The 26,662-nt window shown below is 58.9% G+C and carries 15 protein-coding genes and 1 pseudogene; 12 read left to right on the top strand and 4 right to left on the bottom strand.

The window, feature by feature from the left end; translation table 11 throughout:
• Positions 1 to 11: 11 nt before the first annotated feature.
• The 9 genes from PSH96_RS19790 to PSH96_RS19750 all read left to right on the top strand — a co-directional run bounded on the left by PSH96_RS19790 (position 12) and on the right by PSH96_RS19750 (position 8,633).
• A complete protein-coding gene (locus PSH96_RS19790) occupies positions 12 to 2,615 on the top strand; it encodes an outer membrane usher protein (protein ID WP_305454488.1) in 2,604 nt (867 codons plus the stop codon).
• A complete protein-coding gene (locus PSH96_RS19785) occupies positions 2,612 to 3,370 on the top strand; it encodes a fimbria/pilus periplasmic chaperone (protein WP_305454485.1) in 759 nt (252 codons plus the stop codon). The genes PSH96_RS19790 and PSH96_RS19785 overlap by 4 nt, the downstream gene beginning before the upstream one ends.
• Before the next feature lie 25 nt (positions 3,371 to 3,395).
• Positions 3,396 to 3,980, top strand: coding sequence for a fimbrial protein (locus tag PSH96_RS19780; RefSeq protein ID WP_305454483.1), 585 nt, complete (start codon positions 3,396 to 3,398; stop codon positions 3,978 to 3,980).
• A 10-nt stretch (positions 3,981 to 3,990) separates the two neighbouring features.
• Positions 3,991 to 4,485 (top strand): fimbrial protein, encoded by a 495-nt coding sequence (locus PSH96_RS19775; RefSeq protein WP_305454480.1) that lies wholly within the window; start codon positions 3,991 to 3,993, stop codon positions 4,483 to 4,485.
• A gap of 13 nt (positions 4,486 to 4,498) precedes the next feature.
• Positions 4,499 to 4,978 carry a fimbrial protein gene (locus tag PSH96_RS19770; protein WP_305454477.1) on the top strand — a complete coding sequence of 160 codons (480 nt, stop codon included), beginning with the start codon at positions 4,499 to 4,501 and terminating at the stop codon, positions 4,976 to 4,978.
• Between the two features lie 11 nt (positions 4,979 to 4,989).
• Positions 4,990 to 5,526, top strand: a complete 537-nt coding sequence (locus PSH96_RS19765) for a fimbrial protein (RefSeq protein ID WP_305454475.1) — start codon at positions 4,990 to 4,992, stop codon at positions 5,524 to 5,526.
• Between the two features lie 38 nt (positions 5,527 to 5,564).
• Positions 5,565 to 6,533, top strand: a complete 969-nt coding sequence (locus PSH96_RS19760; RefSeq protein ID WP_305454473.1) for a fimbrial protein — start codon at positions 5,565 to 5,567, stop codon at positions 6,531 to 6,533.
• A 92-nt stretch (positions 6,534 to 6,625) separates the two neighbouring features.
• On the top strand, positions 6,626 to 7,597 hold the full coding sequence (locus PSH96_RS19755; RefSeq protein WP_305454471.1) for a fimbrial protein: 972 nt from the start codon (positions 6,626 to 6,628) through the stop codon (positions 7,595 to 7,597).
• A 79-nt stretch (positions 7,598 to 7,676) separates the two neighbouring features.
• The gene (locus tag PSH96_RS19750) at positions 7,677 to 8,633 is read left to right on the top strand and encodes a DMT family transporter (protein WP_305454469.1); all 957 of its coding nucleotides are present in this window, start codon (positions 7,677 to 7,679) and stop codon (positions 8,631 to 8,633) included.
• A gap of 66 nt (positions 8,634 to 8,699) precedes the next feature.
• Here the strand turns inward: PSH96_RS19750 and PSH96_RS19745 are convergent, their stop codons facing one another.
• Positions 8,700 to 10,088: a class II fumarate hydratase gene (locus PSH96_RS19745; protein ID WP_305454467.1), complete on the bottom strand. Its 1,389-nt coding sequence runs from the start codon at positions 10,086 to 10,088 to the stop codon at positions 8,700 to 8,702.
• Positions 10,089 to 10,280: 192 nt separating this feature from the next.
• Between PSH96_RS19745 and PSH96_RS19740 the strand changes: the two genes are divergently transcribed.
• The 3 genes from PSH96_RS19740 (at position 10,281) to PSH96_RS19730 (ending at position 14,227) form a co-directional block, all read left to right on the top strand.
• Positions 10,281 to 10,799 carry a DUF2059 domain-containing protein gene (locus tag PSH96_RS19740; RefSeq protein WP_305454466.1) on the top strand — a complete coding sequence of 173 codons (519 nt, stop codon included), beginning with the start codon at positions 10,281 to 10,283 and terminating at the stop codon, positions 10,797 to 10,799.
• A 6-nt stretch (positions 10,800 to 10,805) separates the two neighbouring features.
• Positions 10,806 to 11,099: a BolA family transcriptional regulator gene (locus PSH96_RS19735; RefSeq protein ID WP_305454465.1), complete on the top strand. Its 294-nt coding sequence runs from the start codon at positions 10,806 to 10,808 to the stop codon at positions 11,097 to 11,099.
• A 137-nt stretch (positions 11,100 to 11,236) separates the two neighbouring features.
• Positions 11,237 to 14,227 (top strand): RHS repeat-associated core domain-containing protein, encoded by a 2,991-nt coding sequence (locus PSH96_RS19730; protein ID WP_305454464.1) that lies wholly within the window; start codon positions 11,237 to 11,239, stop codon positions 14,225 to 14,227.
• Between the two features lie 119 nt (positions 14,228 to 14,346).
• Here PSH96_RS19730 and PSH96_RS19725 read toward each other — a convergent pair.
• The 3 genes and pseudogenes from PSH96_RS19725 to PSH96_RS19715 form a co-directional block, all read right to left on the bottom strand.
• Positions 14,347 to 18,998: pseudogene (locus PSH96_RS19725) on the bottom strand (SpvB/TcaC N-terminal domain-containing protein).
• Positions 18,995 to 23,821, bottom strand: a complete 4,827-nt coding sequence (locus PSH96_RS19720) for a neuraminidase-like domain-containing protein (RefSeq protein ID WP_305454463.1) — start codon at positions 23,819 to 23,821, stop codon at positions 18,995 to 18,997. The pseudogene PSH96_RS19725 and the gene PSH96_RS19720 overlap by 4 nt, the downstream one beginning before the upstream one ends.
• A 44-nt stretch (positions 23,822 to 23,865) precedes the next feature.
• Complete coding sequence (locus PSH96_RS19715) at positions 23,866 to 26,634, bottom strand: Tc toxin subunit A (protein ID WP_305454461.1); 2,769 nt, start codon at positions 26,632 to 26,634, stop codon at positions 23,866 to 23,868.
• Positions 26,635 to 26,662 lie beyond the last annotated feature (28 nt).

The following is a 26,662-nucleotide window of genomic DNA, read 5'->3' as shown; positions in this document are numbered from 1 at the left end:
GACAGGCGTTCATGTTGAATACAGCGAAGTTCAAAAATACGCTGCGCCCTAGCCTGTTTGGCGGGTTGATGTCTCTGGCAGGAACAGCACTGGGCGCCAGCGATGTCGAGTTTAATACGGATGTGCTCGACCTGATGGATCGCAGCAATATTGACTTGTCTCAATTTGCCCGCAGCGGGTTTATTTTGCCGGGTACTTACACGATGGTCGTGCAAGTCAATGGCCAGCCTATTCCTGAACAGGCAGTGGCGTTCTACCCACCGGATAAAGATCCCAAAGGCAGTCAGGCGTGTTTGTCGCGCAGCCTGGTAGAACAGTTGAGCCTGAAAGTCTCCGAGGCCGACAAGCTGGCATGGTGGAAGGGCGGCGAGTGTCTGGATATTCAAAGTTTGCCAGGCATGGAAGTCAGTGGTGATCTGGCCACCTCCACGCTGAGTATCAACTTGCCCCAGGCGTACCTGGAGTACAACGCCATTAACTGGGACCCGCCTTCGCGCTGGGATGAAGGTGTACCGGGGTTGCTGGTCGACTATAGCCTTACGGCGCAGTCCAACTATCAGCGCGGCGATGGCAACCGCAATAACCTCAGTGGTAACGGCACCGTTGGGGCTAACGCTGGCGCCTGGCGCTTGCGGGCCGACTGGCAGGGGCGCGTCGAGCGTGGCCCGCAGGAAGCGGCCGGGCCGCAAAAGCTGGAGTGGAGTCGCTACTACGCGTACCGCGCCATTCCTGCACTGAACGCACGTTTGGTGGTGGGCGAGAACTACCTGTATTCGGACCTGTTCGACAGCTTCCGCTTCACCGGTGCCGCGCTCAACTCGGATGAAAGCCAGTTGCCACCCAACTTGCGTGGCTACGCGCCGGAAGTGGTCGGGGTGGCCAAGACCAATGCCAAAGTCATCATCAGCCAGCAGGGCCGCGTGCTCTACGAAACCCTGGTCGCAGCCGGCCCCTTTCGCATCCAGGATCTGCAGGACGCGGTCACGGGCAAGCTGGATGTGCGGGTGGAAGAACAGGATGGTTCGGTGCACAGCTTTCAGATAGACACGGCGGGCGTGCCTTACCTGACACGCCCAGGGCAGGTTCGCTACAAGCTGGCGACGGGTCGGCCGTCCAATCTTCAGAACGGCTCGGATGGCAACGTTTTCGGCACCGGCGAGTTTTCCTGGGGCATCAGCAATGGCTGGTCGTTGTTCGGCGGCGGTATGAGCGATAACAACTATCGGGCGTTATCGGTCGGGGCCGGCCGGGACTTGCTGGCGTTCGGTGCCGTCTCGCTGGATGTGACGCAGTCGCACGCCGAGGTGTGGAACGAGACGCTCTCGGGCAAATCCTATCGCCTTCAGTATTCCAAGAACTTTGAAGAGTACGACAGCCAGGTGACTTTCGCCGGTTACCGGTTTTCCGAGAAAAACTTCTTGAGCATGAGCGAATACCTGGACGCCCGCTATTACGGGCTGAACGGCGAACTCGGCGGGCGGGGTGGTTATCGCGACCCCAATGAAGGCTGGAAGCCGATTGGCGGCAGCAAGGCGCTGTATACGGTCACCGTCAACAAGCAGTTTCGTGACCTGGGCGCCACCGTCTACGCCAGCTACAACAAGCAAACCTATTGGGATCGGCCGGACACCCAGCGCTGGAACCTGTCGCTGTCACGCTACTTCAATGTGGGCACGGTCAAGAACATGAGCCTGTCCCTGAACATGTACCGCACCGAGGAATACAACTACAAAGACAACGGCATGGCGCTGACGGTCAGCCTGCCATTGGGGCGCACCGGCACACTGTCGATGGACGCCAACCGGACTGCCGGAAAGAACAACTTTGCGACGCGCTACAGCGATCGCCTGGATGAGCGCAACAGCTACCAGCTCAGTGCCAGCGATTCGTCCGCCAGTGGTTACTTGAGCCATATGGGCGACCAGGCCGATATCGACCTGAGCGCCAGTACCCAGGAGGGTGGCTACAGCAGCGTCGGCCTGTCGGCACGTGGCGGCGGCACGCTCACACCCTACGGTGGCGCACTCCATCGTACGACCAGCACCGGCGGCACCCGCCTGATGATCGACACCGGTGGCGTACCCGACGTGCCTGTGCGCGGTTATGGCTCACCGACCCGCAGTAACGTATTCGGCAAGGCGGTGATCTCCGACATCAGCAGCTACCAGCGCACAGCGGCCAGTGTTGATCTGGAGCGCTTGCCCAGCAACGTCGAAGCCACTCAATCGGTCACGCAATTGACCCTCACCGAAGGCGCGATCGGCTACCGCTCGCTGGATGTGATCGCGGGTGAAAAGGCCATGGCCGTTGTGCGCCTGCCGGATGGCAGCCTGCCGCCTTTCGGCGCGACGGTGAAGAACCTCAAGCAACAGGACACCGGGATTGTGAACGACGGCGGCAACGTCTACCTGAGCGGTATTCAGGCCGGCGAGCAGATGGTCGTCAGTTGGGGCGGTGACGAACGCTGCCTGCTCACGCTGCCGGCCACGTTGCCTGCGGATGGGTTGACCGACGCCCTGCAACTGCACTGCCAACTGGTAGCCACAGACCCATCCTTGGCTGAACCCGCCGTACTGACCGGCCAGCCCACTGATACGGAGAACACATCCTCATGAAGCTCAACACACGACTCACCTCCCAGGCCTTGGCACTGCTGGTCCTGGCCCTGAGCCAGAGCGCCAACGCCGCAGTCGGCCTGGACCGTACCCGCGTGATTTTTGATGGCGGCAAAGACGCCACCAGCGTGAATATCACCAACAACAACACCCAGTTGCCGTATCTGGCCCAGGGCTGGATCGAGGACGAGGCGGGTAAAAAAATCACCTCGCCGCTGATCGTGCTGCCACCGGTTCAACGCTTGGAGCCTGGCAAACAAAGCCAAGTGAAAGTCCAGGCGCTGCCGGCGGCCAAGTCGCTGCCGCAGGACCGGGAGACGGTCTACTACTTCAACCTGCGGGAAATTCCGCCGCGCAGCGACAAGTCCAACACCCTGCAAATTGCCTTGCAGACCCGCATCAAACTGTTCTACCGGCCGCAAGCCATTACGCCGAGCCAGCAGGACCTCTCCAACCCCTGGCAGCAGAAACTCACCCTGACCCGCCAAGGTGACCAATACCGGGTCAACAACCCGACGCCTTACTACGTGACCCTCGTGGACGCGCGCAGCAGCAAGGAGGGCAAAACCCTGGAGGGCTTTGCGCCCCTGATGATCCCGCCCAAGGAGGGCTTGACCTTGGGCCCCTCTGCCAAGGCGCTGGGTACGGCGCCTTATCTGGCCTATGTGAATGACTACGGTGGTCGCCCGCTCCTGGCGTTCACCTGCACGGGTGACACGTGCAGCGTGAACGTGCAGGCCTCATCGCCTAATTGAGTAATGCCAGCTGCTGGAGAACATCATGAAGTCGCAACGTGTGAAGGTCTTGGGCGGCCTGTTATGGGTCTTGGCGGCGGGCGTTCACGCCGCCGAGGACGACGAAGATATCGAAGGAATGAGTGGGTTGTTGAATGTGCTCGGCTCTATGCATGAGTCGCCCTGCAGCCTGGATATGACCTCACTGCATCAGACGGTTGACCTGGACGACGTGTCGACCAGCCAATTGCAACGGCCCGGCGACCAGGCGACGGCCAAGGCATTTCAGCTGCGGTTTACCGATTGCCTGCGCACTGCCGGCCGTGTGCGCAACGAACGCACGGGAAACCTGACATGGAGTGCCTACCAACCCGTGCTGTCGGTAACGTTTGATGCGCCGGCCGATGCCGATGACCCACGGCTGGTCAAAGTGCAAGGCATCACCGGGATGGGCCTGCAATTGACCGACGCTTTGGGCCGGGACGTACAGTTGGGTTCAAGGGGCCAGCCGTTGTTTTTGCCCGTAGGCCGCAACACCCAGACCTGGCGTGTTCGACCTACGCGCACCTCGGCGCCGTTGACCAGCGGGGCATTCAAGGCCGTGGTGCAATTCAGGCTCAACTATGAGTAAGGGCAGAGCGATGGCTAAATCATTCGGCCCGTGGGCCATTCTTTTCGGTGGCGGCTTGCTGTGGGCTGCCGGCCAAGGTGTGCAGGCCGATACCAGCCTGATCATCCGCGCGGTCATCATCGCGCCGCCGCCTTGCGTGATTAACAGTGGCGTAACCCTGGACGTGCCGTTTGGCAATGACCTGCAGACGTCACGGGTAGACGGGGTTAATTACCGTCGTGACGTGCCCTATACCGTCACCTGTGACTCGCCGTTCAGCAACGCTCTGACCCTGGAACTTAAGGGCACCGGCGCCGGGTTTGACAGCCGCGTGCTGTCGACCCGCAAGGCCGACCTTGGGGTCAAGCTGTTCGTCAATGGTGCTGACTGGCCGTTGAATACGGCCGTGAATTTTACCTATCCCAACTTCCCGGCAGTACAGGCGGTGCCTGTCAAACGCGTGGGCAGCAAGCTGACCGGCGGGGCATTTGATGCCGCTGCCACCCTGGTGGTCGATTACCAATGACGAGGAATGCTCAATGACATTTTGGCAGCAACGGGTGTTGCTCACCGTGTGTTCCATCGGCCTTTGCAGTGGTGCGTCGGCCAACCTGACGTTCAGCGGCACGCTGAATGAACCGCCGCCGTGCACGATCGACAGCGGCAATACCATTGAGGTGGATTTTGGCGATGTGGGGGTAAAACGCGTCGACGGTGTGAAATACCGCCGGGGCGTCGGTTATGCCATTAACTGTGGCACCGACACATTGCCCTGGGAGCTCAAATTGAGCGTCAACGGCACAGCCACCTCGTTTGACGGTGCAGCGGTGCAGACCAGCGTGCCGGCGCTGGGCATTCGGGTTTTCCAGAATAACCTGCCATTTCCACTCAATACGCCGCTGGACATCATCCTGTCGTCACCGCCGACATTGGAGGTGGTGCCCGTGCAACAGCCAGGCGCCACATTGACCCCCGCGCGGTTCACGGCCGTGGCCACATTGTTGGCTGAATACCAGTAGGAGCTGAGTTGATGCGAGACCAAATTGTGCATAAGGGCGGGCTGGCGCTGCTGCTCACCTTCGGCCTGATTCCTGTGGGGCATGGCGCGGACAACCTCGTGTTCAAGGGCAACCTGGTGGAGGAGGCCTGCACCATCCGCCCAGGCGATGAGGCCATCACGCTGGAACTCTGGGATGTCACCAGCAAGCACCTCTATATCAACACGCGAACCGTAGGCAAGCGCTTCCAACTGCACCTTGAGGAGTGTGACACCACCATTGGCAACACCGTGACCATCACCTTCGGCGGTGCTGAAAATTCCGAGTTGCCCGGTTTGTTCGCGCTGGACGGTGGCAGTGGCGCTTCGGGAGTTGGCGTGGGCATCGAGACCTTGAGCGACAAACCGTTGCCGGTGAATGCCGTCAGCGATGAACAGGTATTGAGCGATGGCAGCAATGTGATCGAACTCAAGGCCTATGTGCAAGGCGAGCCGAAGGCTATCCGCGATCAAACCATTGGGAACGGTGCGTACACGGTGACTTCGACCTTTACGTTGGACTATCCCTGATGCCTGGTTTGGGCGGAGCAGGGCAGAGAGAGATAAAAATGAAGCGACTATTGGGAGCCGCCGTGCTTCTTTCCTTGCTCGGTACTAGTGTGAGCGTGAAAGCAGCCGATTGCCGAGTCAATGGAGGTGGATGGGTACACGTGGGCGCAGGTGGCACCCTGAACCTGCAGGTGCCTGTGACGGTACGACTGGACTCGGACCGCTCCCGTATTCTCCTCGAAGGGGCAAGGTTGGAGTGCCGATTCACGCCGGGCCAACCGTATCCTGCCTTTGTCGACCTGTGGAGAACCTCGGCATTGGCTGGCGCCCCCTGGACGCCCGGACCAAAATTTGCCACTCAAGGCACAGGCTTGCGGATTAACGGGGCGCATCTGAACACCCCGGTTCCGTATGACATTCACTTGGCGACCATGCCCAACAACGGTATAGGTGTCCCAATCGATGCAACACCCTATATCTTGATACGCAACAACCCGTCGAACCCGATTGACGTTCGCATCGGCGATACCCTCGGCGTGTTACGCCTGCGTCAGACCAATAATTACAACACCACTAGTACGCTGCTTTCGCTCACCTACACAGCCGCCAACAACTTCTCGATTTCTCCATCAACCTGCACGATCAACAACAATAACCCGATCGAAATCAACTTCGGCACCGTACACCAGCGCGCCATCGGCACCGACCCGCTGACCTCTTCCGTCGTCAGCAACCGCAGGCTCACCTACTCGTGCCCGGACGGCGGCATCACCACGCCGATCACCATTACCTACAAAGGCACCCGCTCGGCGTTCGACGCACGCTTGCTGACGATGACTAATCCGGATGTGGGCACGGCCATGGTGCATGCCGGTAGTGCCGTGCCGGTGAACGGTTCGTTCTTGACCCGTATCACCAACAGTGTGGGCGGTGACGATGTGACGTTTTCGCTGGTGCGCCGCAATGGCTCCTTACCGGCCGCAGGCGCCATAAGCGGCAGCGGTGTGCTGGTGATGGGTGTGCCATAAGGCCCAAGCCCGCCGAAAGCCAACCCTACAAACCCCGATACTCCTGACTGTTTCTCGGTCGGCGCCTAGGTACAAGAATAAAGAGAAATAAAATGAAACGACTCTATGGCGCCCTGGCGCTGCTCGCCCTACTGGGTGTGACTACAACGGTGAAAGCCGCTCAATGCCGCGTCAATGGTGGGCCGTGGGTACAAGTGGACAACGGCGGGACGCTGAACCTGCAGGTTCCCGTGACGGTTCGGCCGGACGCGGGCGCAACCCGTATCCTCCTGGAAGGGGCGAGGCTGGAGTGCCGATTTACGCCTTATGCCGGTTCGCCAGGTTGGTGGACGGACTACTGGGGAACTGCCCTGCAGGCGGGTGCAGCCTGGACGCCCGGCCCCAAATTCCTCAACCAGGGCACGGGTTTGCGTATCGGCGGGGCGCACCATAACACTCCGGTTCCGTATGGTATTCGCATAGCAAACATGCCCAACAACAGTGTGGGCGTCCCGGTTGATGCAACTCCGTATATCTTGATACGCAACAACCCGACGAACCCTATCGACGTTCGAATAGGCGACATCCTTGGCGTGCTGCGTCTTCACCAGACGAACAACTACAACACCGCTTCGACGGCACTCGCGTTGACCTACACCGCGGCCAACAACTTCTCGATTTCTCCATCAACCTGCACGATCAACAACAATAACCCGATCGAAATCAACTTCGGCACCGTACACCAGCGCGCCATCGGCACCGACCCGCTGACCTCTTCCGTCGTCAGCAACCGCAGGCTCACCTACTCGTGCCCGGACGGCGGCATCACCACGCCGATCACGATCACCTACAAAGGCACCCGAACAGGATTCGACACGCGCCTGCTGATGATGACTAATCCGGACGTGGGCACGGCCATGGTGCATGCCGGCACGGCGGTACCGGTAAATGGCTCGTTCCTCACCCGCATCACCAACAGCGTGGGCGGCGACGATGTGACGTTTTCGCTGGTACGGCGCAATGGCTCCCTGCCGACTGCAGGGGCTATAAGTGGCAGCGGTGTACTGGTGATGGGCGTGCCCTGACACACAATCATCGATACCCAAAGCACCGTGCATCGCCCTAGAATGCCCGCTCCTCCACCTCTGGTTTTTTGGGGCACTCATGCACATTTCTTCGGGCCGCTGGGTCTATGGTTTTCTCCTGACCCTGCTGACCGCGCTGCTCTGGGGCATTCTGCCGATCAAGCTCAAGCAAGTGTTGCAGGTGATGGACCCGGTCACCGTCACCTGGTTTCGGCTGGTGGTGGCCGGCAGTTGCCTGTTTATCTACCTGGCGCTGAGCAAACGCTTGCCGAGTCGCAAGGTGCTGGGCCCCAAGGGTGGCTGGCTGGTGGCGATGGCCGTCTGCGGGCTGGTGGGCAACTACGTGTTGTACCTGGTGGGCCTGAAAATGCTCAGCCCCGGCACCGCACAACTGGTGGTGCAGATGGGGCCGATCTTTTTGATGATTGCCAGTGTGTTCGTGTTCAAGGAGCGTTTCAGCCTGGGGCAGGGCATGGGGCTGGTGGTGCTGATCCTGGGCTTTGGTCTGTTTTTCAACCAGCGCCTGGCCGAGCTGCTGACCTCCATGGGCACCTACACGGCCGGCGTGCTGACGATCCTGCTGGCGACCACCATCTGGGTGTTCTACGCCCTGGGCCAGAAGCAACTGCTGACCGTGTGGAATTCGTTGCAGGTAATGATGGTGATCTACCTGTCGTGCGCCCTGTTGCTCACGCCGTGGGCGCATCCGCTGGAAGCTTTGCAATTGAGCCCGTTGCAAGGCTGGTTGCTGTTGGCCTGCTGCATGAACACGTTGGTGGCGTATGGCGCGTTTGCCGAAGCGCTGGCGCATTGGGAGGCGTCGCGGGTCAGTGCGACACTGGCGCTGACGCCGTTGGTGACGTTTGTGGCGGTGGCGTTGGCGGCGTGGTTGTGGCCGGACTATGTGCAGGCTGAAGAGATAAACGCCGTAGGCTATTTCGGGGCATTTGTAGTGGTGCTGGGCTCGGCAACCGTGGCGCTGGCACCGTCGCTGCTCGCCGGGCTCAAGGCCCGGCGGCTGCGTATGGCGTCTTAATACCCTTAAAGGACGAACACGCCACAGAAACTGCGTTCACCACAGGATGCTTTTTCGCCCGTTCTCCTAGTGCCCGGCTTCCAGCATGTTTTCCGGGCGCACCCACTGATCGAACTCTTCATCAGTCAGGTAACCCAGATCCAGCGCGGCCTGGCGCAGCGTCAAGCCTTCGGCGTAGGCCTTCTTGGCAATCTGCGCCGACTTGTCGTAGCCGATATGCGGGTTGAGCGCCGTTACCAGCATCAAGCCGCGTTCCAGGTGCTCGGCCATTTGTTCGGCATCCGGCTCAAGGCCGGCGATGCAGTGCTCCTGGAAGTTGTTGCAGCCGTCGGCCAGCAGGCGGATCGATTCGAGCAGGTTGTGGATGATCACCGGCTTGTACACGTTCAGCTGCAAGTGCCCTTGGCTGGCGGCGATGCCGATGGTCACGTCATTGCCCAGTACCTGGCAGGCCAGCATCGACAGCGCTTCGCACTGGGTGGGGTTGACCTTGCCCGGCATGATCGAGCTGCCTGGCTCATTGGCCGGCAACTTGACCTCGGCCAGCCCGGCGCGTGGGCCGGAACCGAGCAGGCGCAGGTCGTTGGCGAGTTTCATCAGCGCCACCGCCAGGGTTTTCAGTGCGCCGTGCAAGGTCACCAGTGGCTCGTGGCCGGAGAGGGCGGCGAACTTGTTGGGGGCGGTCACGAACGGCAAGCCGGACAGCGCCGCCAGTTCGGCGGCAATCGCCTCGCCAAAACCATGCGGCGAATTGAGCCCGGTGCCCACGGCGGTACCGCCCTGGGCCAGCTCGCACACGGCGGGCAGGGCGCTGCGGATGGCGCGCTCGGCGTAGTCGAGTTGGGCGATAAAGGCCGAGACTTCCTGGCCGAAAGTGATCGGCGTGGCATCCATCATATGGGTGCGGCCGGTCTTCACCAGTTTCATATGGCGGGCGGCCAGCTCGGCCAAACCGCCAGAAAGCGTGGCGAGCGCCGGTAACAGGCGTTGATGAACCGCTTGTACCGCCGCAATGCTCATGGCCGTGGGAAAGCAGTCGTTGGAGCTTTGCGAGCGGTTCACATGGTCATTGGGGTGCACCGGGCTTTTGCCGCCACGGGCCTTGCCCGACAGCTCGTTGGCGCGGCCGGCGATCACTTCATTGGCGTTCATATTGCTTTGGGTGCCGCTGCCGGTCTGCCATACCACCAGCGGGAACTGGTCGTCGTGCTGGCCATCGAGCACTTCATCGGCAGCCTGTTCGATCAGACGGGCGATGTCGGCGGGCAAGTCGCCATTGCGGTCGTTGACCCGTGCTGCGGCTTTCTTGATCAGGGCCAACGCGTGCAACACCGCCAGCGGCATGCGTTGCTCGCCGATGGCGAAGTTCACCAGCGAGCGTTGGGTCTGCGCGCCCCAGTAAGCGTCATCCGGGACTTGGACGTCTCCCAGGCTGTCGGTTTCGATACGGCTCATCGGGCACACTCCTTCAGGTTCGTTTGCGCAGTTTAGGCTGTGATCCGTTGGTGGGGTTCCATAAAAGACTTTTCATCGGATTAATCCACCGCGAATGCAGGCGCGAAGAGCTCCGGGGTTGAGACATGGCGTTTTTTAGGCGCAGAATGGTCGCCCTTGGGGTCTTACCTCGCCTGCTAGAAAGGAAACTCGATGACTCGTCTTCGTGCCATCTGTACCGCGGTTGCTCTGGTTTGCGCCAGCGGCCAGGTTTTTGCCGATACCGCCAGCCATAACGCCAGTGCCGAAGCCTTCCTGACCCTGGCCCACGCTGACAAGCTGGGTACCCCGGTGTACATGCAAGTGCAGCAAATGTTCGCCCAGCGTTTCGAACAGACCAAGGCGCCTGCCGCCAAGCAGTCCGTACTGGACAGCTACCAGGCCAAGGCCAATGCTGCGCTGGACCAGGCCATCGGCTGGCCGAAGCTGAAACCGGACATGGTCAAGCTCTACACCACCAACTTCAGCGAATCCGAGCTCAAGGACCTGGTTGCGTTCTACCAGTCGCCGCTAGGCAAGAAAGTCCTGGAAAAAATGCCGCAATTGACTCAACAATCGGCGCAAATGACCCAGGCCAAGCTGGAAAGCGCCGTGCCGGTGGTGAACAAGCTGTTGGAAGACATGACCAACGAGCTGACACCTAAAGCCCCCGCACCGGCCAAGAAGAAGTAAGCAGGAATGACCATGCAACAGCGTATCGAAACGGCGCTCGCCGCCCTGAGCCCGCAACACGTGAGCGTGCTGGATGAAAGCCACATGCACAGCCGTGGGTTGCAGACCCACTTCAAGGCCGTGCTGGTCTGCCAGCAGTTCGAGGGGCTCAACCGCGTCAAGCGCCACCAGACGGTCTACGCCACCCTGGGTGACCTGATGAGCGAATTTCATGCGTTGGCGCTGCATACCTACACGCCTGAAGAATGGGCGAAAATCGACGCAGCGCCGGCCTCGCCGACCTGCGCCGGCGGGCATTGAGCGCAGCCTCGGCCCGCGCGAGCGGGTCGAGGCGCTGCCAGCACCCGGATACATAAAACATCTTCCAGCACCACCTTGCTCTCCCCACCCTCCCTAGGCTTTCAAGATTACTTAACCAGAAATGGGATCTTGAAGTCATGTCGAGTTCTATCCATCGAAATACGCCGTCCCTGGCCGCTGTCGACCCGCGTGGGTTGATTGTTCGTAACATCGAGTACCACCGCTCAAATGCAAAGGTTGAACCGCAAGCGCGCATTCATCGTCAGGTGTTTGGCAGTTCCGGTTTTATGATTGAACAGTGGGATCCGCGCCTGTGGCAATTGTCGCGTTCACAGGCTGGCACTCAGGCCAATCAACGCACGGTCTACAGCCTTGGCGGGCATGCGTTGCGTATTGACAGCGTGGATGCCGGCCGGCAGCTCACGTTGCCGGGTGAGGCCGGGCAGTTACTGGAAGAGTGGGATGGGCGGGGCGCCCATCAGGCTCATCACTACGATCAATACGTGCGGCCCGTCGCCGTCTTCGAGCAAGCGGCCAATGACGAGCAACCGCTGTGTGTGGAGCGTATTGCCTATGCTCCCCACTCGCTTGAGGAGGTCGCACGCAACCGCTGTGGCCAGGTGATTCGCCATGATGACGGCGGCGGTTCGTTGTTCCACGAGTTTTATGGGCTGCACGGAGAAGTTGTCCAGCAGACTCGACGCTTCCGGCAGGCGACGGCGGCTCTGGATTGGCCGCTGACCGATGCGCAACGCGACGTCCGCCTGGAGCCCGAGCGTTTCCAGGCAACAACGGGTTTCAACGCGCTGGGTGAGCGCCTGCATCACACAGATGCCAAGGGCAATCGTCTCGAGTATGCCTATGGCATTGACGGCCAGCCGGCGAGCATCTTTGTCTCGCCCACGGGCGGCGTGCGCACGCAGTTGATGGGCCTGCGCAGCTACAACGCGGCGGGCCAAGTGATCAGCGAACGCGCCGGGAATGGCGTGGTGCGTACCCTGCGCTACGGTGAAGTCGATGGTCGCTTGCGGCAGATGAGTGCCCGTGGGCCAGGGTCGACGGGTACAGCGCTGCAAGATCTGACTTACGATTATGATTGCGTCGGCAACATTGTGCGGATCGACGATCTTGCCCAGCCGACACAATGGTCGAGCAACACCCGGATCAGTTCGGCCAGCGTCTATGAGTACGACACGTTATCGCAATTGACCAAGGCCACCGGGCGCGAAACCGCCGGCAATAAGGGTGGCCCTGCGTTACCGGCAAGGGTGGCGTTCGGCTCGACTGACGACAGCGTCTGGCGTAGCTACACCCAGCAGTTCAGCTATGACGAGGCCGGCAATGTGCTTGAGTTGCAGCATGTGCCCAGCAGCGGCACGGGGTTCACGCGTCGGATGAGCGTGGCGGCGCGCAGCAATCATTTCGTGCCGCAGGCCGATGGCAGGAGCGTTCCGGGGTTGGGGCAGGGCTTTGACCGCAACGGCAATCTGCAAGCACTGGAGGGCGAGCATGGGATGGGCTGGGATGTGCGCAATCAACTGGTGCGCATCACGCAGGTGCTGCGCGAGGGCGGAAACGACGATGAGGAACGCTACGCATACGATGCGACCGGTCGACGCATCCTCAAGCGCCGGGTAACCCAAGCCAGGGGCGTGGTGCATACGGCGCAGGTGCGCTACTTGCCAGGGTTGGAGATTCGCCATGACAGTGCAACGGGTGAGCAACTGAATGTACTTAACATCAATGTCGGTACTTTCACCGTGCGGGTACTGTCCTGGGATCGTCACCCTTCGGGGGGCAGTCAGGATGCGCAGATCCGTTACGGCTTGTCGGATCACTTGGGCAGCAGCACCCTGGAGCTGGGCGAGCAGGCGCAACTGCTCAGCCAGGAAAGCTATTATCCCTACGGCGGTACCGCGTGGTGGGCGGCGAAAAACGCCAGTGAGGCGAGCTATAAATTCATTCGTTATTCGGGCAAGGAGCGCGACGCCAGTGGGCTGTCCTACTACGGCTTCAGGTACTACGCGCCGTGGCTGTGTCGCTGGATCAGCCCGGACCCGACCGGCGATGCCGATGGCTTGAATCTGTACGCCATGGTCGGCGGTAACCCTGTCACCCAGGTCGATGAGCAGGGGCTGGCGGGGGTACCGGCTTTGGAGCAGCCCCGCCAGACACAACTGCGCAGGCTTTCCATCAGCCGCAGGCTTGCGCATTTGGCGCGTATTGCTCGACCCAGGGCACAGGCGGGTGCATCGGCCGCGATTCGCGATGGTTTATCCACCTATATCGGCAATGCCATTTCGACGGGCGTCGATCTGGCGGTCTTCAGCAACATCCAGCCCACGGCGCAACGCAACCAGATCTTGCGCATTACCGTCGCGGTGCTGGATGCAGTGTCCACGGCACATATGAGCACCGGTATCGCCGGTAACTGGATGCACTCTGCGCCACAGCTCGGTGCTATTTTTGCAACTGCTGCGGGTATGGGGTATGCCGTTTCTGGCGACTCGGTAGGTGATCAAGCCGAGCATAGCTGGGACCCGGTGGCGGTTCAGCGGTTGGGCGGGCATGTACGCTCGCTCTCCAGGGAGCTCGTGCAGCAGATCCTCCGTGGGCACGGTACCGGCGTCTCCTGGGGCAGCACGCCCCTGCGCGGCAGGGTCACGCGCACCGCCGGAGCGACGGCGGCCTATGGCCTTGTAACCGTGGCCAACGCGGTATACGGCGGGGAAGTGCCTGCGCTGATGCTGCCCAATGTCACACCTGCAATAGAAGCCTACGATGCAGCGACGGGAACGATAATTCGTGGCGGCCACCCTACGGCCGCCTACGATCCTCATGGCCAAACCCTGCAGATGCCGGACCCTGTTGCGACGGCGCACGGTGGGCTGAGCAGAATGTTCAATCAGGTGTGGACGTACTGGGCCTCGTCCGGTGTCGAGGCGTTGGCCGTTGCGCTGACGGGCTTGCCCATGGCCGCCCAAGGTCGGGTGACTCGCAACCTTGTGATGGCGACCCGCGGCGTGATTTCCGCGCTGACCGAATGGCGTGGCTTTTTCGTAGAGGCGGCCAGGCGCGGGTATTCGACCTTGGCGACGAGCTGGCGCCGAGGCACGCGGTCCTCGTAGGAGGATGAATGGGCCGCCGTCCCTGGCCCAGAACGGCTAACCCGGCGTCCTGCCGGGTTGCCATGGATTCAAGCCTGCGTTGATCGCTCCCACGCTCTGACGATCCGATCAGCCGGGCCCTATCGTTCTTCAGTCAGTGCTTTGGAGGGGGCAGCTTGCAGCTCTTCGTAGGTATCGTTTTCATCCTCATTGACGGTGTACCAGGCCCAATAGTGGTACGCCGCATGAATCCTCCTGCGGTCAGTGTCTTTGTCGGGCGCCCGAGAGGGTCGTAGAACTGTCGGTCGCTGTGGCCCAGCTCGCGCATGGATTGATCATTGACGTAGGCGTGCTTGTCGGCGAAGTAGGGGCGGTAGACACGAATGACCAGGCCCTTGTTGTTGTATTCGACACGCTCGCTGACGCGCCAGCGGGGGTCGGCATGCACTTGGCGCAGCTGTTTCTTCAAGGGGCCGGGTGGTGTATCGGGTTTGTCGTCGACCGCATTGGTCGGGGCTTGCTGTGTCTTTTGCTTGGTCTTTGTTGTATCGGGTATCTCATCGACCAGTAGGTTGCCCTTGTCGTCGACCGCATTGGCCGGGCCAGGCTCAGTCTTTTGCTTGGTCTGCAAAGTACGGCTAAAGCCATCCCAACAGGTCAAGGTCATACGGATCTGTAGTTCGTCATCGTCCGGGTAGCGGTCAGCTTGCAACACCAGCCCATGTACCGGTGTCTGGCTGGCATTGTCGATCAACGCCTTGAGTTGTTTTTCGCTGTCGCTGAGTGTCGGGCGACCGGCTAGACGCGCCCGCGCGCTCCTGCGGATATGCCCGCTGGGGAGCAGATAGGCTTTGGCGATCCACTCTCGCTTGACCAGAGCCGAGTCGATCGCGCCCATCCAACTGAACGGGGCGTAGCAGTGTGCGCTGGCCATTTTCTGCAACACGCTTTGCGCATTCGCTACGGCAAACTCGGGCGTTACATCCTTGAGTGGGCGGTAGCTTTCCAAGGCGTCGAAACCCACTTTGCGTTTTTGCTCGTGACCGTGAAAGGTGTTGACGAGCATTTGCCCGAAACCGTCATAAAGCGCTTCTTGAATATTGCCATTGGGGTCGACAATTTTTGTCGGCAGCAGCAAGCGATAGTCGTATTCGGCTTTGGTCACACAACCGTCGGGCATTTTCACACGCACGGTTTGCAACGTGTAGGGGTCATAGTTGAGCGTTGTTTCGCCATGAGCCTCGGTGGCCCGCAGCGTCCTTAACCGATAAAACTGGGTGGCCTTGCCATAGCGGGGAAAGTTGCGGCGAATCGACCACAGGCGATTTTCCTTGGGCGGCACCTCGCCGTCGAATAGAAAAAACAGCTCCATGGTGTGATAGCCGCTGTCGCTGAGCTTTTTTACCAGATCAACTTCAGGTTGGTTGGGCATCACCGGTATGTCCTTGTAGACATTCAGGGCGTTGTCATCCAGCTCTGCGGTTTCCAGGTAATCGGTCAAGGCCTGGGCAGTGGCGACGCCGGGCTCGAGGGTTTTACCGAGGCTACCGGCTTGCCGATAGCGTTGCACCGACAAGCCGCTCAGCTCGCGTTCGGCACCTGCGACCAATGGCCCGTCGCTGCTGTCGATGAACCCCTCATAGTCGATACGCCCAAGGTCTAACCCGTCGGCTGCGGGGGCTTTGCCCAGCACCAGGGCATTGTTTCGTTGGCGGTACGGCAAGCCCAGGCGCCACTGCGCTGCGTCGTCCAGATGAATGTGTTGTGCCAGCGTTTCGCTCAGGTAATGGAGCTGTTGTGCGCTGTCATGGGTATCGCGCCACCAGCGCTTGTGATGCTTATCGACCAGCACGGCGGGCGGTGAGCTGGAGGCGCTTGTACGGCGGGCATAATTGAGGGTGACGCCATGCACCAGGTAACCATAGGCATCCCAGCGCAGGTTGATCTGGTGCCGGCAAACGGGATCGTCTTCCACCCCTTCATATTGATAGCTGATCGACTCCAGGGCTAATGGCAGTAGCCGGGCATAGGGCGTATGGGCACTGGCCGGCGCCAGTTCGCGGATCAGATAACGCTGTTGCGTGACGGCATAGGGCACGGCGCCTTGCGCTGGGTCCGCCGCTGCCACCTCCACCCGTAGCACACTGCCGCTGAGTGCGCGTGCCACTTCGCGTGCCAGCGGTGGCGCAGGATCGCTGACCAAGTCGTCGTGATGATCCAGCGGCTGCGCCCCGGCCGCCGCCCTGTATCGGCTGACCAGCATGCGGCCCATGGCCTTGGCCTGTGGGTCGTGAGTACTATGGCCGAGGGTGGGGATGTCGATAGATTGCCCGGTATGAAACCAGGTCTTGGTGCACACCGGCGCGCTGAAACCCTGCGTGTACTGTGTGTCCTCGTTGCTTTCGGCGTCGGTTTGCAGCACAAGCCCGAAGCCACGAAATTCGCGGTCTGTGCGGTCGTAATAAGCCTGGCGATAGCGCCAGCGTTGGGTCAGTTGGTTGCCGCTAATTTCGTCTTGTTGGGTGTGTTGGCTGACCAGCAGTAGGGCAAAGGGTAACTGGCTGATAGCAGGCTGGCGGTTGGCAGGGCGCTCATGTTTTTCATCCAGCCATTCCTGGGCACTGCTGCGATACTTGATCGAAGCCTGAGCGCCCATGTTGTTGTAGGTTCGCCCGAGCAACCAGGGCTTTTGGTTGAAAAAGTCGTAGCGCCAGTGAATGAGGGTCTGGTGGGCGGCGGTCAGGATCAGGCTAGGGTAGCCCAGGCCGTTCACGTCGACGACGTTGACCTGACAGTGGTCGTCATAGCGCACGCCCTCTGGCCACGGGACTTTGATCGCATCTGCTTCGAAGCCGTTGCCGCCTTTGTTAAGGAAAATACACAGGTGAGCGGTGCTCAAATACAGCAAGTCCGTAGCGCCACCTCCATTCAGGTCGACGAGCAGTACATTGGCCGCCTTGAATGTTTCATAACGCAGCGGCAACGTGGCCAGCACAAACCCTCGGGCAAAACGTCCTCGACCCAGGTTCGGCCAACATTTCACTTCGTTATGACGGATGCGCACCAGATGCTGTTGGCCCGTGGCGAGCACATCGCTGAACGCCACCAGTTCGTTGGGGGAGGCGGAAACGATCGGCAAGGCGTCGTCGAGCGTATGAGGCTCCTCAATGGCGGGCGCGAAGCCGGTGTTTCGGCGATTGGCATACAGGCGCACGCTTCGGGGGCCGATCATGGCAACGTCATGACGCCCCGTCCCCATCAAGTCGGCGAGCATTCCCTGGGAATGGAAGAACTCTGACGGGAACGCATCGAACGGTGTGAAGGTTGACCAGTTGCGCTGTTCGTCCAGGCTGAAAAAGCCGCTCATCCCTGGGTGGGCAACCAGCCAGTCCAGGCGGCCATCGCCGTTGATATCGGCCAGCGCCTGGTGGATGGGCCGGGTGCTGTCGGCGACCGGCACCCGCGCCAACTCCTGAGCCGCGCCGTAAATCACCTCGTCGCCGGTTTTCGTGTGCTGCGGTCTGAGCGGTTCACGGTAGTACCAATTCTTGTCAGCGCGATACAACACACCGGGGATGCCTTCGCCATACAGATCGACCAGTTGATAACGATCGCTGTTATGCAGCCCGGGCAGCGAACTGAAGGGCTGATAGCGGCTCTGGTCCACCTTGAGCTGGCTCGAGTGGTAAAAACACTCCAGTGGCGGGCGGCTCACGCTATTGCCCGAGCTGTCGAACGCCTGCTCATGCACCCCAATCAACAGGCTGATATGGCTGGCGGTGCGGTATTCCAGCAGCAGACGTTTGACCAGCACCGGGTCGGAGCCCATTTGCGCTTCCTTGGGGAAGTGGTGATACATCAGAATCTGGTTGCAACAGCGCAGGGTGCGTAACTCGAAGCCAAACGAAAAATCCGAGCAGGGGTCGGGTCGTGCTGGCCATTCCCGAGTGGCCTGGTACGTCGGCCGCCGATCCAGTTCAAGGGCACGTTCGCCATAGTCAAAGAGCAACTGAAAGTGCCAGCCCATGTCCGGCTTATCGTCGGTCTGCCAGAGGTAGAGCTGTTCCTGCTCCTTGGTGGTGAAGTTGCCGTAGCAGACGCGCTCCAGGTAATGCTGGGCTCGACAGTCCCTCGGGTAGCGCGAGCGATCGGTTTCTTTTTTGTAGTGATAATAAATGTGCTCGCCGTGGGCATTCAGGCTTTCCTGCAACAACCACTGCGCCACATGGTGCGGGTGGTCCGGATCGGCAATCCGCGCCAACGGAGTTTTCCCGTAAAAGTGCTGACTGCCATCGGCACTTTGTATCAACCAGAAGCCTGCCGTATCGGTTGCCGAGTGCCAGTGCTCGATACGGTCGAAGCGGCTCTCGAGCCTGGGAAAGTGCCGGGTGACCGAGTATGCGATGGGCAGTGCCAACCCATTGAAAGCGGTCAGGCGGCGGCTGACGATCGCACCCTTGGCGTCGCGTTCGGGTAGCCATATTTGCGCGTCGGGGCCCACCAACACGTCATGCACCGTGTAGGCAGGCACGCCATGGGAGGTACGCCGGCTGACGGCCGGCAGGGGCACCCCCCAACCCAACCCGAAGGGACCGTTACCGGCGCTGCTGTGGTAGCTCAGCGACATGGCCGGTGCATAGCTGCGTGCGGGAGAAACCGGCAAGGGAATTTCAAAGCTGGCCATACCGCTGGCGCCAACAGTGCCCCAGCCTTTGCCGGTACCTTGAATGGCACCGCCACCTTTGGGCAGGGCCGGGGTATTGACTTGCAAGTTGGGAGTATCGTCGTTCATGCCTGGCCCCCGCCGGCAGCCGGCACCCTGGCGGTGTAGCGCAGGTGAATGACAATATCGTTGATCGATTCGAGTACGGTTTTTTGCTGGACAGGATTAGGGAACTCCAGGGTCCAGTTGGAAATGGCCCCGGTGTATTCAAAGGGCAAGTAGCGATCGTTGCCCTCGAAGTTGAGGGTGAACAGGCCGTTGTCATCCAGGCCAGTGGACAGTGCGATTTGCTGATGGGCACGCATGTCGCTGCGCCGTTCACCTGTGGGCAGTACGGTTTCGTTGTGGGTTTGGGTCAGTATCGCCTTGATGTCCTCATAGGGGCCTAGCGTCGCGGGTAACGACACGCTGATGCCTTTGATTCGCCGTAGGATGTGCTTGGGGTAATCCTCTTCAAACAGAGCCTCGGTCAATTTGAAGCACAGCGTGCCCTTATCGACCAGTTGTTGTTTATGCTCGGCCCACTTGTCTTGCGTACTCGATGGTTGAGTACCGGTTGTGCCGGTTTTGGGCGTGGCGACATTGCAATCGATCAGGCGATGACGCAGGGAGATGGTCTTGACGATCTCCAGGTCTCGGACGTTATGGTTCAAATAGGCCGTATTCATGTTCAACAGCGACAGCTTCAGGGCCTCACCCGCCAGGTAACCGCGGTAGTTGTTGTTCCAGGCACTGGGTTGGATAAACGTGCGCTCATAGTCTGCGACTTCGTACTGCCAGCACGCTTGCGCGGTGCGGCACAGGGAAAGGCTAAGGTCATAGACTTGGTAGTAGAACTTGCTCAGTTGTGCATTGAGCCAGTCATACAGTTGTGTCTTGGTAAAGCGCTTGGCCAGTAATTGGTAGTTCGACCAGGCCTGGGCCAGGGAGGTCTCGGCCAGGCGTAATTGTAGGCGTGTGGCTTTTTCCTGCTCGGCATAGGCGTGTAACTGGGCATCGACCTGGGCCAGTTCGAGTTGGGCCTGATCCTGGGCATGCGCCCATTCTTGCGCTCGACGGTTGAATTGCTCGGTACGGTCCAGGTCTGCGGCGGTGCCGCGCAAGTCCGTCGCGGCGCCTTGGGCCAAGGCTTGGGCGGCATAAAACAGGCCTTCCCAGCGCGATCCGCCGGTACTGGTGCCGAAGATGTTCGGTGCGATCATCGCGATGCCGGCCCCTGCGGCGGCGACGGAACCTGCGGTCTCGAATCCGGTACTGATCAGGTAGAGCAGGCCTGCTTGCGCTTCTGCGGGGCTGATGCCTTCGGTGAGCAGGTGTTTGTAGTGGCGCTGCCGGGACTCGATAATGCTTCGACTGGCGCCGAGTGCCTGGCGGTTTTTTTCGTCGATCAACAACGCTTGGTGTTGTTGGGTTACGACGATATTGGCCAGGTCCCAGGCATGTTGTTGCTGCAACTCCAGGAATTCAGCCTGTTCCTTGCGCTCAATCAGGCTCAGCACCGTGTTGCCGAATTGAATCACGGCTTCGGCCGCCGTGAGTGCGTGGCCCAGCATGATCTGGAAGCGATAATGGCCGACTTGCGCGTCAATGAACGGCGCCGCGCCTCCTTCGCCGAAGGCGCCTTTGTTCCGGCTAGCCAACAGTTTGAGCGGTGAAAGCGGGGTTGCGTACAGCGACAGGCGCAAGGGTTTGCCGGTGATGTCGAGATTATGCCGCAGGTTATGCAGGCGACTTTCGAGCTTGTCCCAGCGCGCTACCAGGTCGGTGTTGAAGGGTAGGCACAGATTATCGGTGTCGGTGAGCGAAGCCAGTGCGGTGCCTTCGGTCGCAGGGTTGACGTTGATCGGCGGGTGCTCTTGTTCTAGTTTTCCCAGGGCTTTGGAGCGCTCTGTCGTCAACTTTCCGAGGGTGATCTGATCCCACGGTTCAGTGGTGGTGACGCGGGGGCGTGGCCCGAGAAAATGATTGGCTCGCGTGTACCAGAGTTTGGCTTGGGTCAGGCTGTCGGGGGTGAGCTGCCGATAGGCTGCATCGCCACGATTGAGCAGTATATCGAGATAAAACAGGTAGATCGCTTTGCGAAAATGTACCGGTGCGCGAATCGCCAGTTTGTGTGGGTCGTTGGTGACGGAACCGAAGAGCGGTTCTGTACGAACAAGCTCCTTGAACCCCCAAAATGCAGGACGCCCGCTGGACTCATTGGCTATCCGCCCGGGGTCGAAGATGTATTTGAGCCAGGCTTGGGCTTCGACATACTGCTGCTCCTGATTCAGGCGATGGGCAACCAGCCAGGGTACGTACAGGAACAGCTCCCAGAAGTACTTGCCGTGAGCCCCGTTAAAGTCAATGCCCTCTGCTGCTCCACCAGGTGTGAGTGGCGGCTCTTGCCACGTTTTGGGCGTTAACGAAAACAAATTTTCAAGGCTGATATTGGCCTCCTTGACCAGCTTGCCGGCAAAACAGGTATTCATGCGAAGGCGGGGGGGCGTGTCGGCAGGCGGGGTTGAGGTGCTCGTTGGGAAATCAATAAATTCGGCGGTGCCGAGTTTTTCCGACGTCTGTCTTTTGATCGTCGGCGCCAGTTGTTGATTGAGCGTTGTGTCAGAGCTGGAAGGGGCCAGCTTCAAGGTGGTCGCTTTCAGGGTATAGCCGAGAATTGTCGAGTCGTCTTCTTTGGCAGGCTCAAGCGTCACCACCCCGTGTATCAGGGTGATGCCCGACGTTATTTCCTCCGTGGTCACTGGAATCCGCGCCGTGACCCGATGCCCGCTGGGTAATTCGGGATTTGATCCGGTGAGGCTTTCGTGGGTAGTGTCCTGATAGTTGATGATTTGATGTGAGTTGGCATTGATTTTTTCGGTGAATGGATAGTCTGTAAAATTGGCTCTCATAATGATGTGCTTATAGGCACGTAAATTAGATGTGCGCACGTTGGGCCTTTTGATGGTCAACGTATTTTGTGCGTGCAGCGACGTCTTTTTGTTTGCGTCTGGGTATTTGCTGTAGCGGTCAAGGGCGACCTGGATGGAGTTTTTTGTACTTGTGTATAAACTGATGAACGCATTCTTGTCGATATAATGATCTTCGAGTGAGACGGTGTTCCCGTCGTTGGATTTAGCGTTAATGAGTAACCCGTTTTTGATATGTACAGCGTTGGGGAACTCGTCATGCGTGGCCGTGTTTTTAAAATAAAGAGCGTAAAAATCAGTTTTTAACGCGTCTGTTGGGCCGGTAATTTTAGAATCACTGGTCAGTTTGAGCTGAGTGGCTTTCGGATCATCCAGTGCGTCGTCTACTATCAGTATGATGCTAATATCCTTAGGGGCTTCTTTTGTTAATGTGACGCTGTACAATTGCCGGAAATTTTCATTGAGGGTGGAAGTAAATACGAGTTCATTGGTATTTGAATCAAAAGAAACGTCACTTGTTTCTGGGTTTTTTATTTTTTCTCGATTTTTTCCAAAGTTCCAATGGTTGTTGTTTTCGGTAATCGTTTCCTCCCTGGGGGAAATCGAGTGGTTGTTTGGGGGGGTCACCTTGAACTGCAAGTTACCTTGGTTCTTATGAGCAAAGAACGTGAGGTATTGCCGGGCAGTGTCAGGCAGCAACTCACTGTAGTACCCACTCACGCTTTGATCTTTGCCTTGAACGACAGCCTGCACTTTTGTCTTCTGCGATGGATCGAAGTGTTCCAGGAGTCGGTTTATCTCTTCGTCCACCAGTGAGCCGGGCAGCACGCTGTAGCGCTCGGGGCTGCCGCCATCGGCGATGGTGGTGATGTTGAAGGACTGGTCGACGTGGACAGCCTGGAAAAATTTGCCAATAAAGTTCTCCTGCTGTTTGGGGTCTTTACGGCCGGTAGCCAGCACACTTAAAAACAGTACCGGGGGGCCGTTACTGTCGACGATAGCTACCGTCTGCGTAATGGTTTTCAGAAAGGCAGAGGTCAATGCGTTGACGTCTTCGGTGGCGCAGTGCTCCTCGATGCAGGCTTTGGGTGCGCTCCAACTACCATCGTGCTTTTTATAAGAAAAATTGAGGCGAAACTTGACGTAGCGGCTGTTGATCCATTCGGTCAGCTGTTTTTTTTCCTCTGAATCTGTTTGCGTCGGTGGGACGGAACTGGTGGGCGCGGGTTTGATGCATTCGGCCCAGATGAAAAATAGCCGGTTATTGAAATACACCGGCCGGATACTTTGCTCGGCGGTGGCGTCGGAGACCGACAAGTTGATTTTTTCCCAGTTTGACCAGGCGTCCTGAAAAAGTACTGAGCCTGTGCGCTTGGACAGGTCGAGGGAGCGCCAGTAATAGGTGTGTTCGGAACTCGATTTACCGACGAAGTAATAGATGCCGCTGTACAGGTTGCTCAAGTCGGCGTCGATATAACCGTTGATCGTGCGTATGTTGGCGGTTTCCTCGAACCTGGCCAGGTAATTTTGAACCGCCGTGGTGACGGTATCTGCTTGGATTCGATACTGGCTCAGGTCGTTTTCCAACTGCTCAAAGCTGTCGGTCTTATCACGCCGTAATGTCGGGTCCAAGTAGTTGGCGGGGTGATACTGCAACTGCTGGTTGGCGTTCCAGAGTGGGTAGGTGTGCAACGCTTCGCGCCATGCCTTGTCCTGTTGCGCGCTCATGGCCTGCGTTTCATAGCCCGGTTCCAGGCCCATTTGGATGCGCGTGATGTACTGCTGCAGGCTGGAGATGGCACAGGCTACCGGGCTGGTCGGTACGGCTTGGCTGACTTGTACGTCGAGCAGCCAGTATTCGTAAAGGTCGTCGGCATGGGTGATCTTTTCCTTTAAGGCAGGAGGTACCTTGTGGGTCAGGTAGTACGCGAGCATGGCGTCGCGTAGGCTTTCATTGAGCTGTTGATTAAGCGAGTGAGACATGATCAGTCCTTGAGCCGGTCGAAAGTGGGTAGGGTGTTAATGGGTTATGGATGCGCACTTGTGACCGCCTCACCGACGACCTTCCATTGAGCAAATGTCGAGTGGGTATTCAGTTGGCTGGCTTTAATCAGCATGTTGGCAGGCAGGCCAGTGTCGAGACTGGCTTGGCGGCAGCGCAGCACCCAGTCCAGGCGGCTCATTGAGGTAATACGTGGAGGGTTCAGTTGGCTGCTGAAGGCATCGATTTCACTGGCACTCCAACCTAAAAGTTGAGCGAGGTGCTCGTTCGTTTCTTCGCTGGTGTTCTGCGCTGCCCCGTTGGGCCGGGTATTGGCTTGTTCGAAGTAGTTGAGAAGCTGCTCTTCTGTTACGCCGCTGCGGTCGATGCAATGTTTGAACTGCTGCATGAGGTAGAGGTTGTGCGGGGTTAGTTCAAGCAGTGAAAACGCCTTGTACCCATTTGCTAGCCAGTGCGGATTGATCAGGAACTGGTGAAGTGCATGTGAACTGAGGGGCAGTTGCAGAACATTGGCGGCGTGAGGTAGCAGCAGTATCAAGTAGGCGAGGGTTTGCAGCGGCGGGTCATCGGGGGCATGTAAGCGCACGAAATGGTGGTGCTGGTCGTATTTTTGATAGCCATTGGCATTGCCTGGCGCATGGGGGACGTCTTGGATAATTTTTTTAAGGCGTAGATACAAAGTCCACAAATCATTACGCACCGTGTTCAGCACGGTGTTGAGTTCAGGCCTCGCTATGTCGATTATGCTTTTTGTACGTGTAGCATCAATGCTGATTTTAACGGTAGAGAGCACTTCATCGAGCGCCACCTCGATGGTTGTGTCGGGACGCATCCGTTGCAGCGCTGTATAGGCCAAGGCTTCCCAGTCAACGACGGGCAAGCGATTTTGTTCGTCATCGGGTTGCTGAGTAAGAGTGCGCCGTTGCAACTGTTTGGAAAGAGATGCTTGGTCATAGCTGGCGAACTCCTTCAATAGCAGGTTGATGGCCGGGTCCTGGACTTGCTGATCCAGCAATAGCTGGTGCCTGAACAGCGCCAGGCTGCTGCCGTTTTCCTTGAACCAACGGCTAGCCCATTCCAGGTGCATGAGCATATCGAGAAAGTCAGACACGCCTTTCGGCTTGTGTCGTAACGTTGGGTTGCGCAACTGCGTGAGAAAGTTTGCCTTCCCGAGCATCTGCACCAATTGTCGGCATTCCATGACCGACACGCCAAACAGGCGGGCGATTCGCGCTTGCCGATAGATCTCGCTGACCGTCTCGATCGTACGGGTTGCAGGCTTGTTGGGGCTGATCAGTAGTTGCAGCGACTCTTGAGTGTCTTGCAGGCCCAACCCGGCGCAGAGTTGTTGCCGGGTGGTAGCGTCGAACGTAACGCCGTCCAGATATAGGGGGGGCAGGGCAGAGCCCGTGCGATTGAATACCTGGTCGAACAACGACACGCGTTCGCCTGAGGCATGAACGGGCAACTGATGGAGCCAGGCGGCAAATTCTTCGGCTTGCAACCCGTAGCGCTTGCTTAGATAGCAAAAGACCCCCAGCGCCCGGAGGGTGTTATGGGTGATCCGCAATTCGCTGTTTTTTTTGCCTTCGCAGCGCATGGCGCTGACTATCAGGGTGTCCAATTGCGCGAAAGGCAGGCCGAGCCGGCGCTGTAGGCGAATCATGCGTTGCAGTCTGTCGAAGCGCTCAAGGTTAACGTGGGTCAGCTTGGCGTTGTCCAGGCTGATAGCGGGCGTGGTCGTGCCGTTGATGTAGCACGCACCGTAAGTGAGGGCGGTATCTTGCGTGCAGTAAAGCGATTTGCGTGGTGATTGAGTCTGCTGTGCAAGCAGCGCCTGAAGTTGTTCGGCATCCAGTTGTGTATGGCTCAGAAAGTCAGTGAGCGTCTCCGGTCCGATCCGCTCATTCTCCCAGCCGTAATAATCGAGATAGAATTTTTTCGCGTCCGCGGCGGTTACCCATTCTTTTTTCAGCATTGTCTGTTGTTCAGGGCTCAACCCCGATAACTGACATTGGACCTCGTTGTTCTGTTCGCCGACCTGCCCGTAATTGCTGGTTTCTCCCGCCAGGGGCAGTTGGCGACTGATGCGATAGTTCAACTCCCCCAACGTCGGCTTGTCTCCTACCAGGCCCCGTTGGCATTGCTGATGGTGGAAGTGATAGGGCAGTGAAAACGGATACCAGGTTTTTCTCAGCACCTCATAGGTATCTTCGTCTTTGGCCGACGCGATATTTTTGAGCAAGATCTGGTTGACGATTGACAACATGGGGACCTGGCCCGACACGCTGTGTTGGTTGATCATCAATGCTTCGAGGTCCGGGCGTCGCTGCGACAGCTTGACCGCGTTGGCGCCCTTGGCATTTTGTTCCAGTTGCAGGGCGAACAGATAGAGCGCCCGTAGGTAGGCAGCCGGCGAATCGACCGCGGCGATGGATGAACTGGCGCAGAACTGATGCCAGTTTTCGTTGAATAAGGCCTGGTAGGTGGCGCTGGTTTCGGGGGCGACACTGCGTTTATTACGCGAAGGAGAGGGGGATGAGACTTGTTGTTCGCGAAATAGCGTTTCCAGTTGCGCGGCGGCGCTCTGGGCCTTGAGGTACACCGTGTGGGCATCGTCATCGTTGTAGGTTGCCAGTTGCTCTGCGAAGGCTTTTTCGCTGAGTCGCACAATGTCGAATACCGAATGAATGTTGAGGCGCTGCAGCGCGGTTTTGAAATCCGCCCGGCCTGAGGCGGGAGGGCGTGCGTGATCAATCAGTTGAGCGAGCAAGGAGCTGCTGTCGGCTTGCATATTCATACGTTCCTTCACGCCCACCGAT

Source organism: Pseudomonas sp. FP2338, from assembly GCF_030687515.1.
GTDB classification, from domain to species: Bacteria; Pseudomonadota; Gammaproteobacteria; order Pseudomonadales; family Pseudomonadaceae; genus Aquipseudomonas; species Aquipseudomonas salomonii.
The sequence above is the reverse complement of the archived record's forward strand: the minus strand, read 5'-3'. Positions and strand labels throughout refer to the sequence as shown.

Coding starts and splice junctions, on each gene's coding strand:
- PSH96_RS19790 (WP_305454488.1), top strand. CDS start 12: ATGTTGAATACAGCGAAGTTCAAAAATACGCTGCGCCCTAGCCTGTTT.
- PSH96_RS19785 (WP_305454485.1), top strand. CDS start 2,612: ATGAAGCTCAACACACGACTCACCTCCCAGGCCTTGGCACTGCTGGTC.
- PSH96_RS19780 (WP_305454483.1), top strand. CDS start 3,396: ATGAAGTCGCAACGTGTGAAGGTCTTGGGCGGCCTGTTATGGGTCTTG.
- PSH96_RS19775 (WP_305454480.1), top strand. CDS start 3,991: ATGGCTAAATCATTCGGCCCGTGGGCCATTCTTTTCGGTGGCGGCTTG.
- PSH96_RS19770 (WP_305454477.1), top strand. CDS start 4,499: ATGACATTTTGGCAGCAACGGGTGTTGCTCACCGTGTGTTCCATCGGC.
- PSH96_RS19765 (WP_305454475.1), top strand. CDS start 4,990: ATGCGAGACCAAATTGTGCATAAGGGCGGGCTGGCGCTGCTGCTCACC.
- PSH96_RS19760 (WP_305454473.1), top strand. CDS start 5,565: ATGAAGCGACTATTGGGAGCCGCCGTGCTTCTTTCCTTGCTCGGTACT.
- PSH96_RS19755 (WP_305454471.1), top strand. CDS start 6,626: ATGAAACGACTCTATGGCGCCCTGGCGCTGCTCGCCCTACTGGGTGTG.
- PSH96_RS19750 (WP_305454469.1), top strand. CDS start 7,677: ATGCACATTTCTTCGGGCCGCTGGGTCTATGGTTTTCTCCTGACCCTG.
- PSH96_RS19745 (WP_305454467.1), bottom strand. CDS start 10,088: ATGAGCCGTATCGAAACCGACAGCCTGGGAGACGTCCAAGTCCCGGAT.
- PSH96_RS19740 (WP_305454466.1), top strand. CDS start 10,281: ATGACTCGTCTTCGTGCCATCTGTACCGCGGTTGCTCTGGTTTGCGCC.
- PSH96_RS19735 (WP_305454465.1), top strand. CDS start 10,806: ATGACCATGCAACAGCGTATCGAAACGGCGCTCGCCGCCCTGAGCCCG.
- PSH96_RS19730 (WP_305454464.1), top strand. CDS start 11,237: ATGTCGAGTTCTATCCATCGAAATACGCCGTCCCTGGCCGCTGTCGAC.
- PSH96_RS19720 (WP_305454463.1), bottom strand. CDS start 23,821: ATGTCTCACTCGCTTAATCAACAGCTCAATGAAAGCCTACGCGACGCC.
- PSH96_RS19715 (WP_305454461.1), bottom strand. CDS start 26,634: ATGCAAGCCGACAGCAGCTCCTTGCTCGCTCAACTGATTGATCACGCA.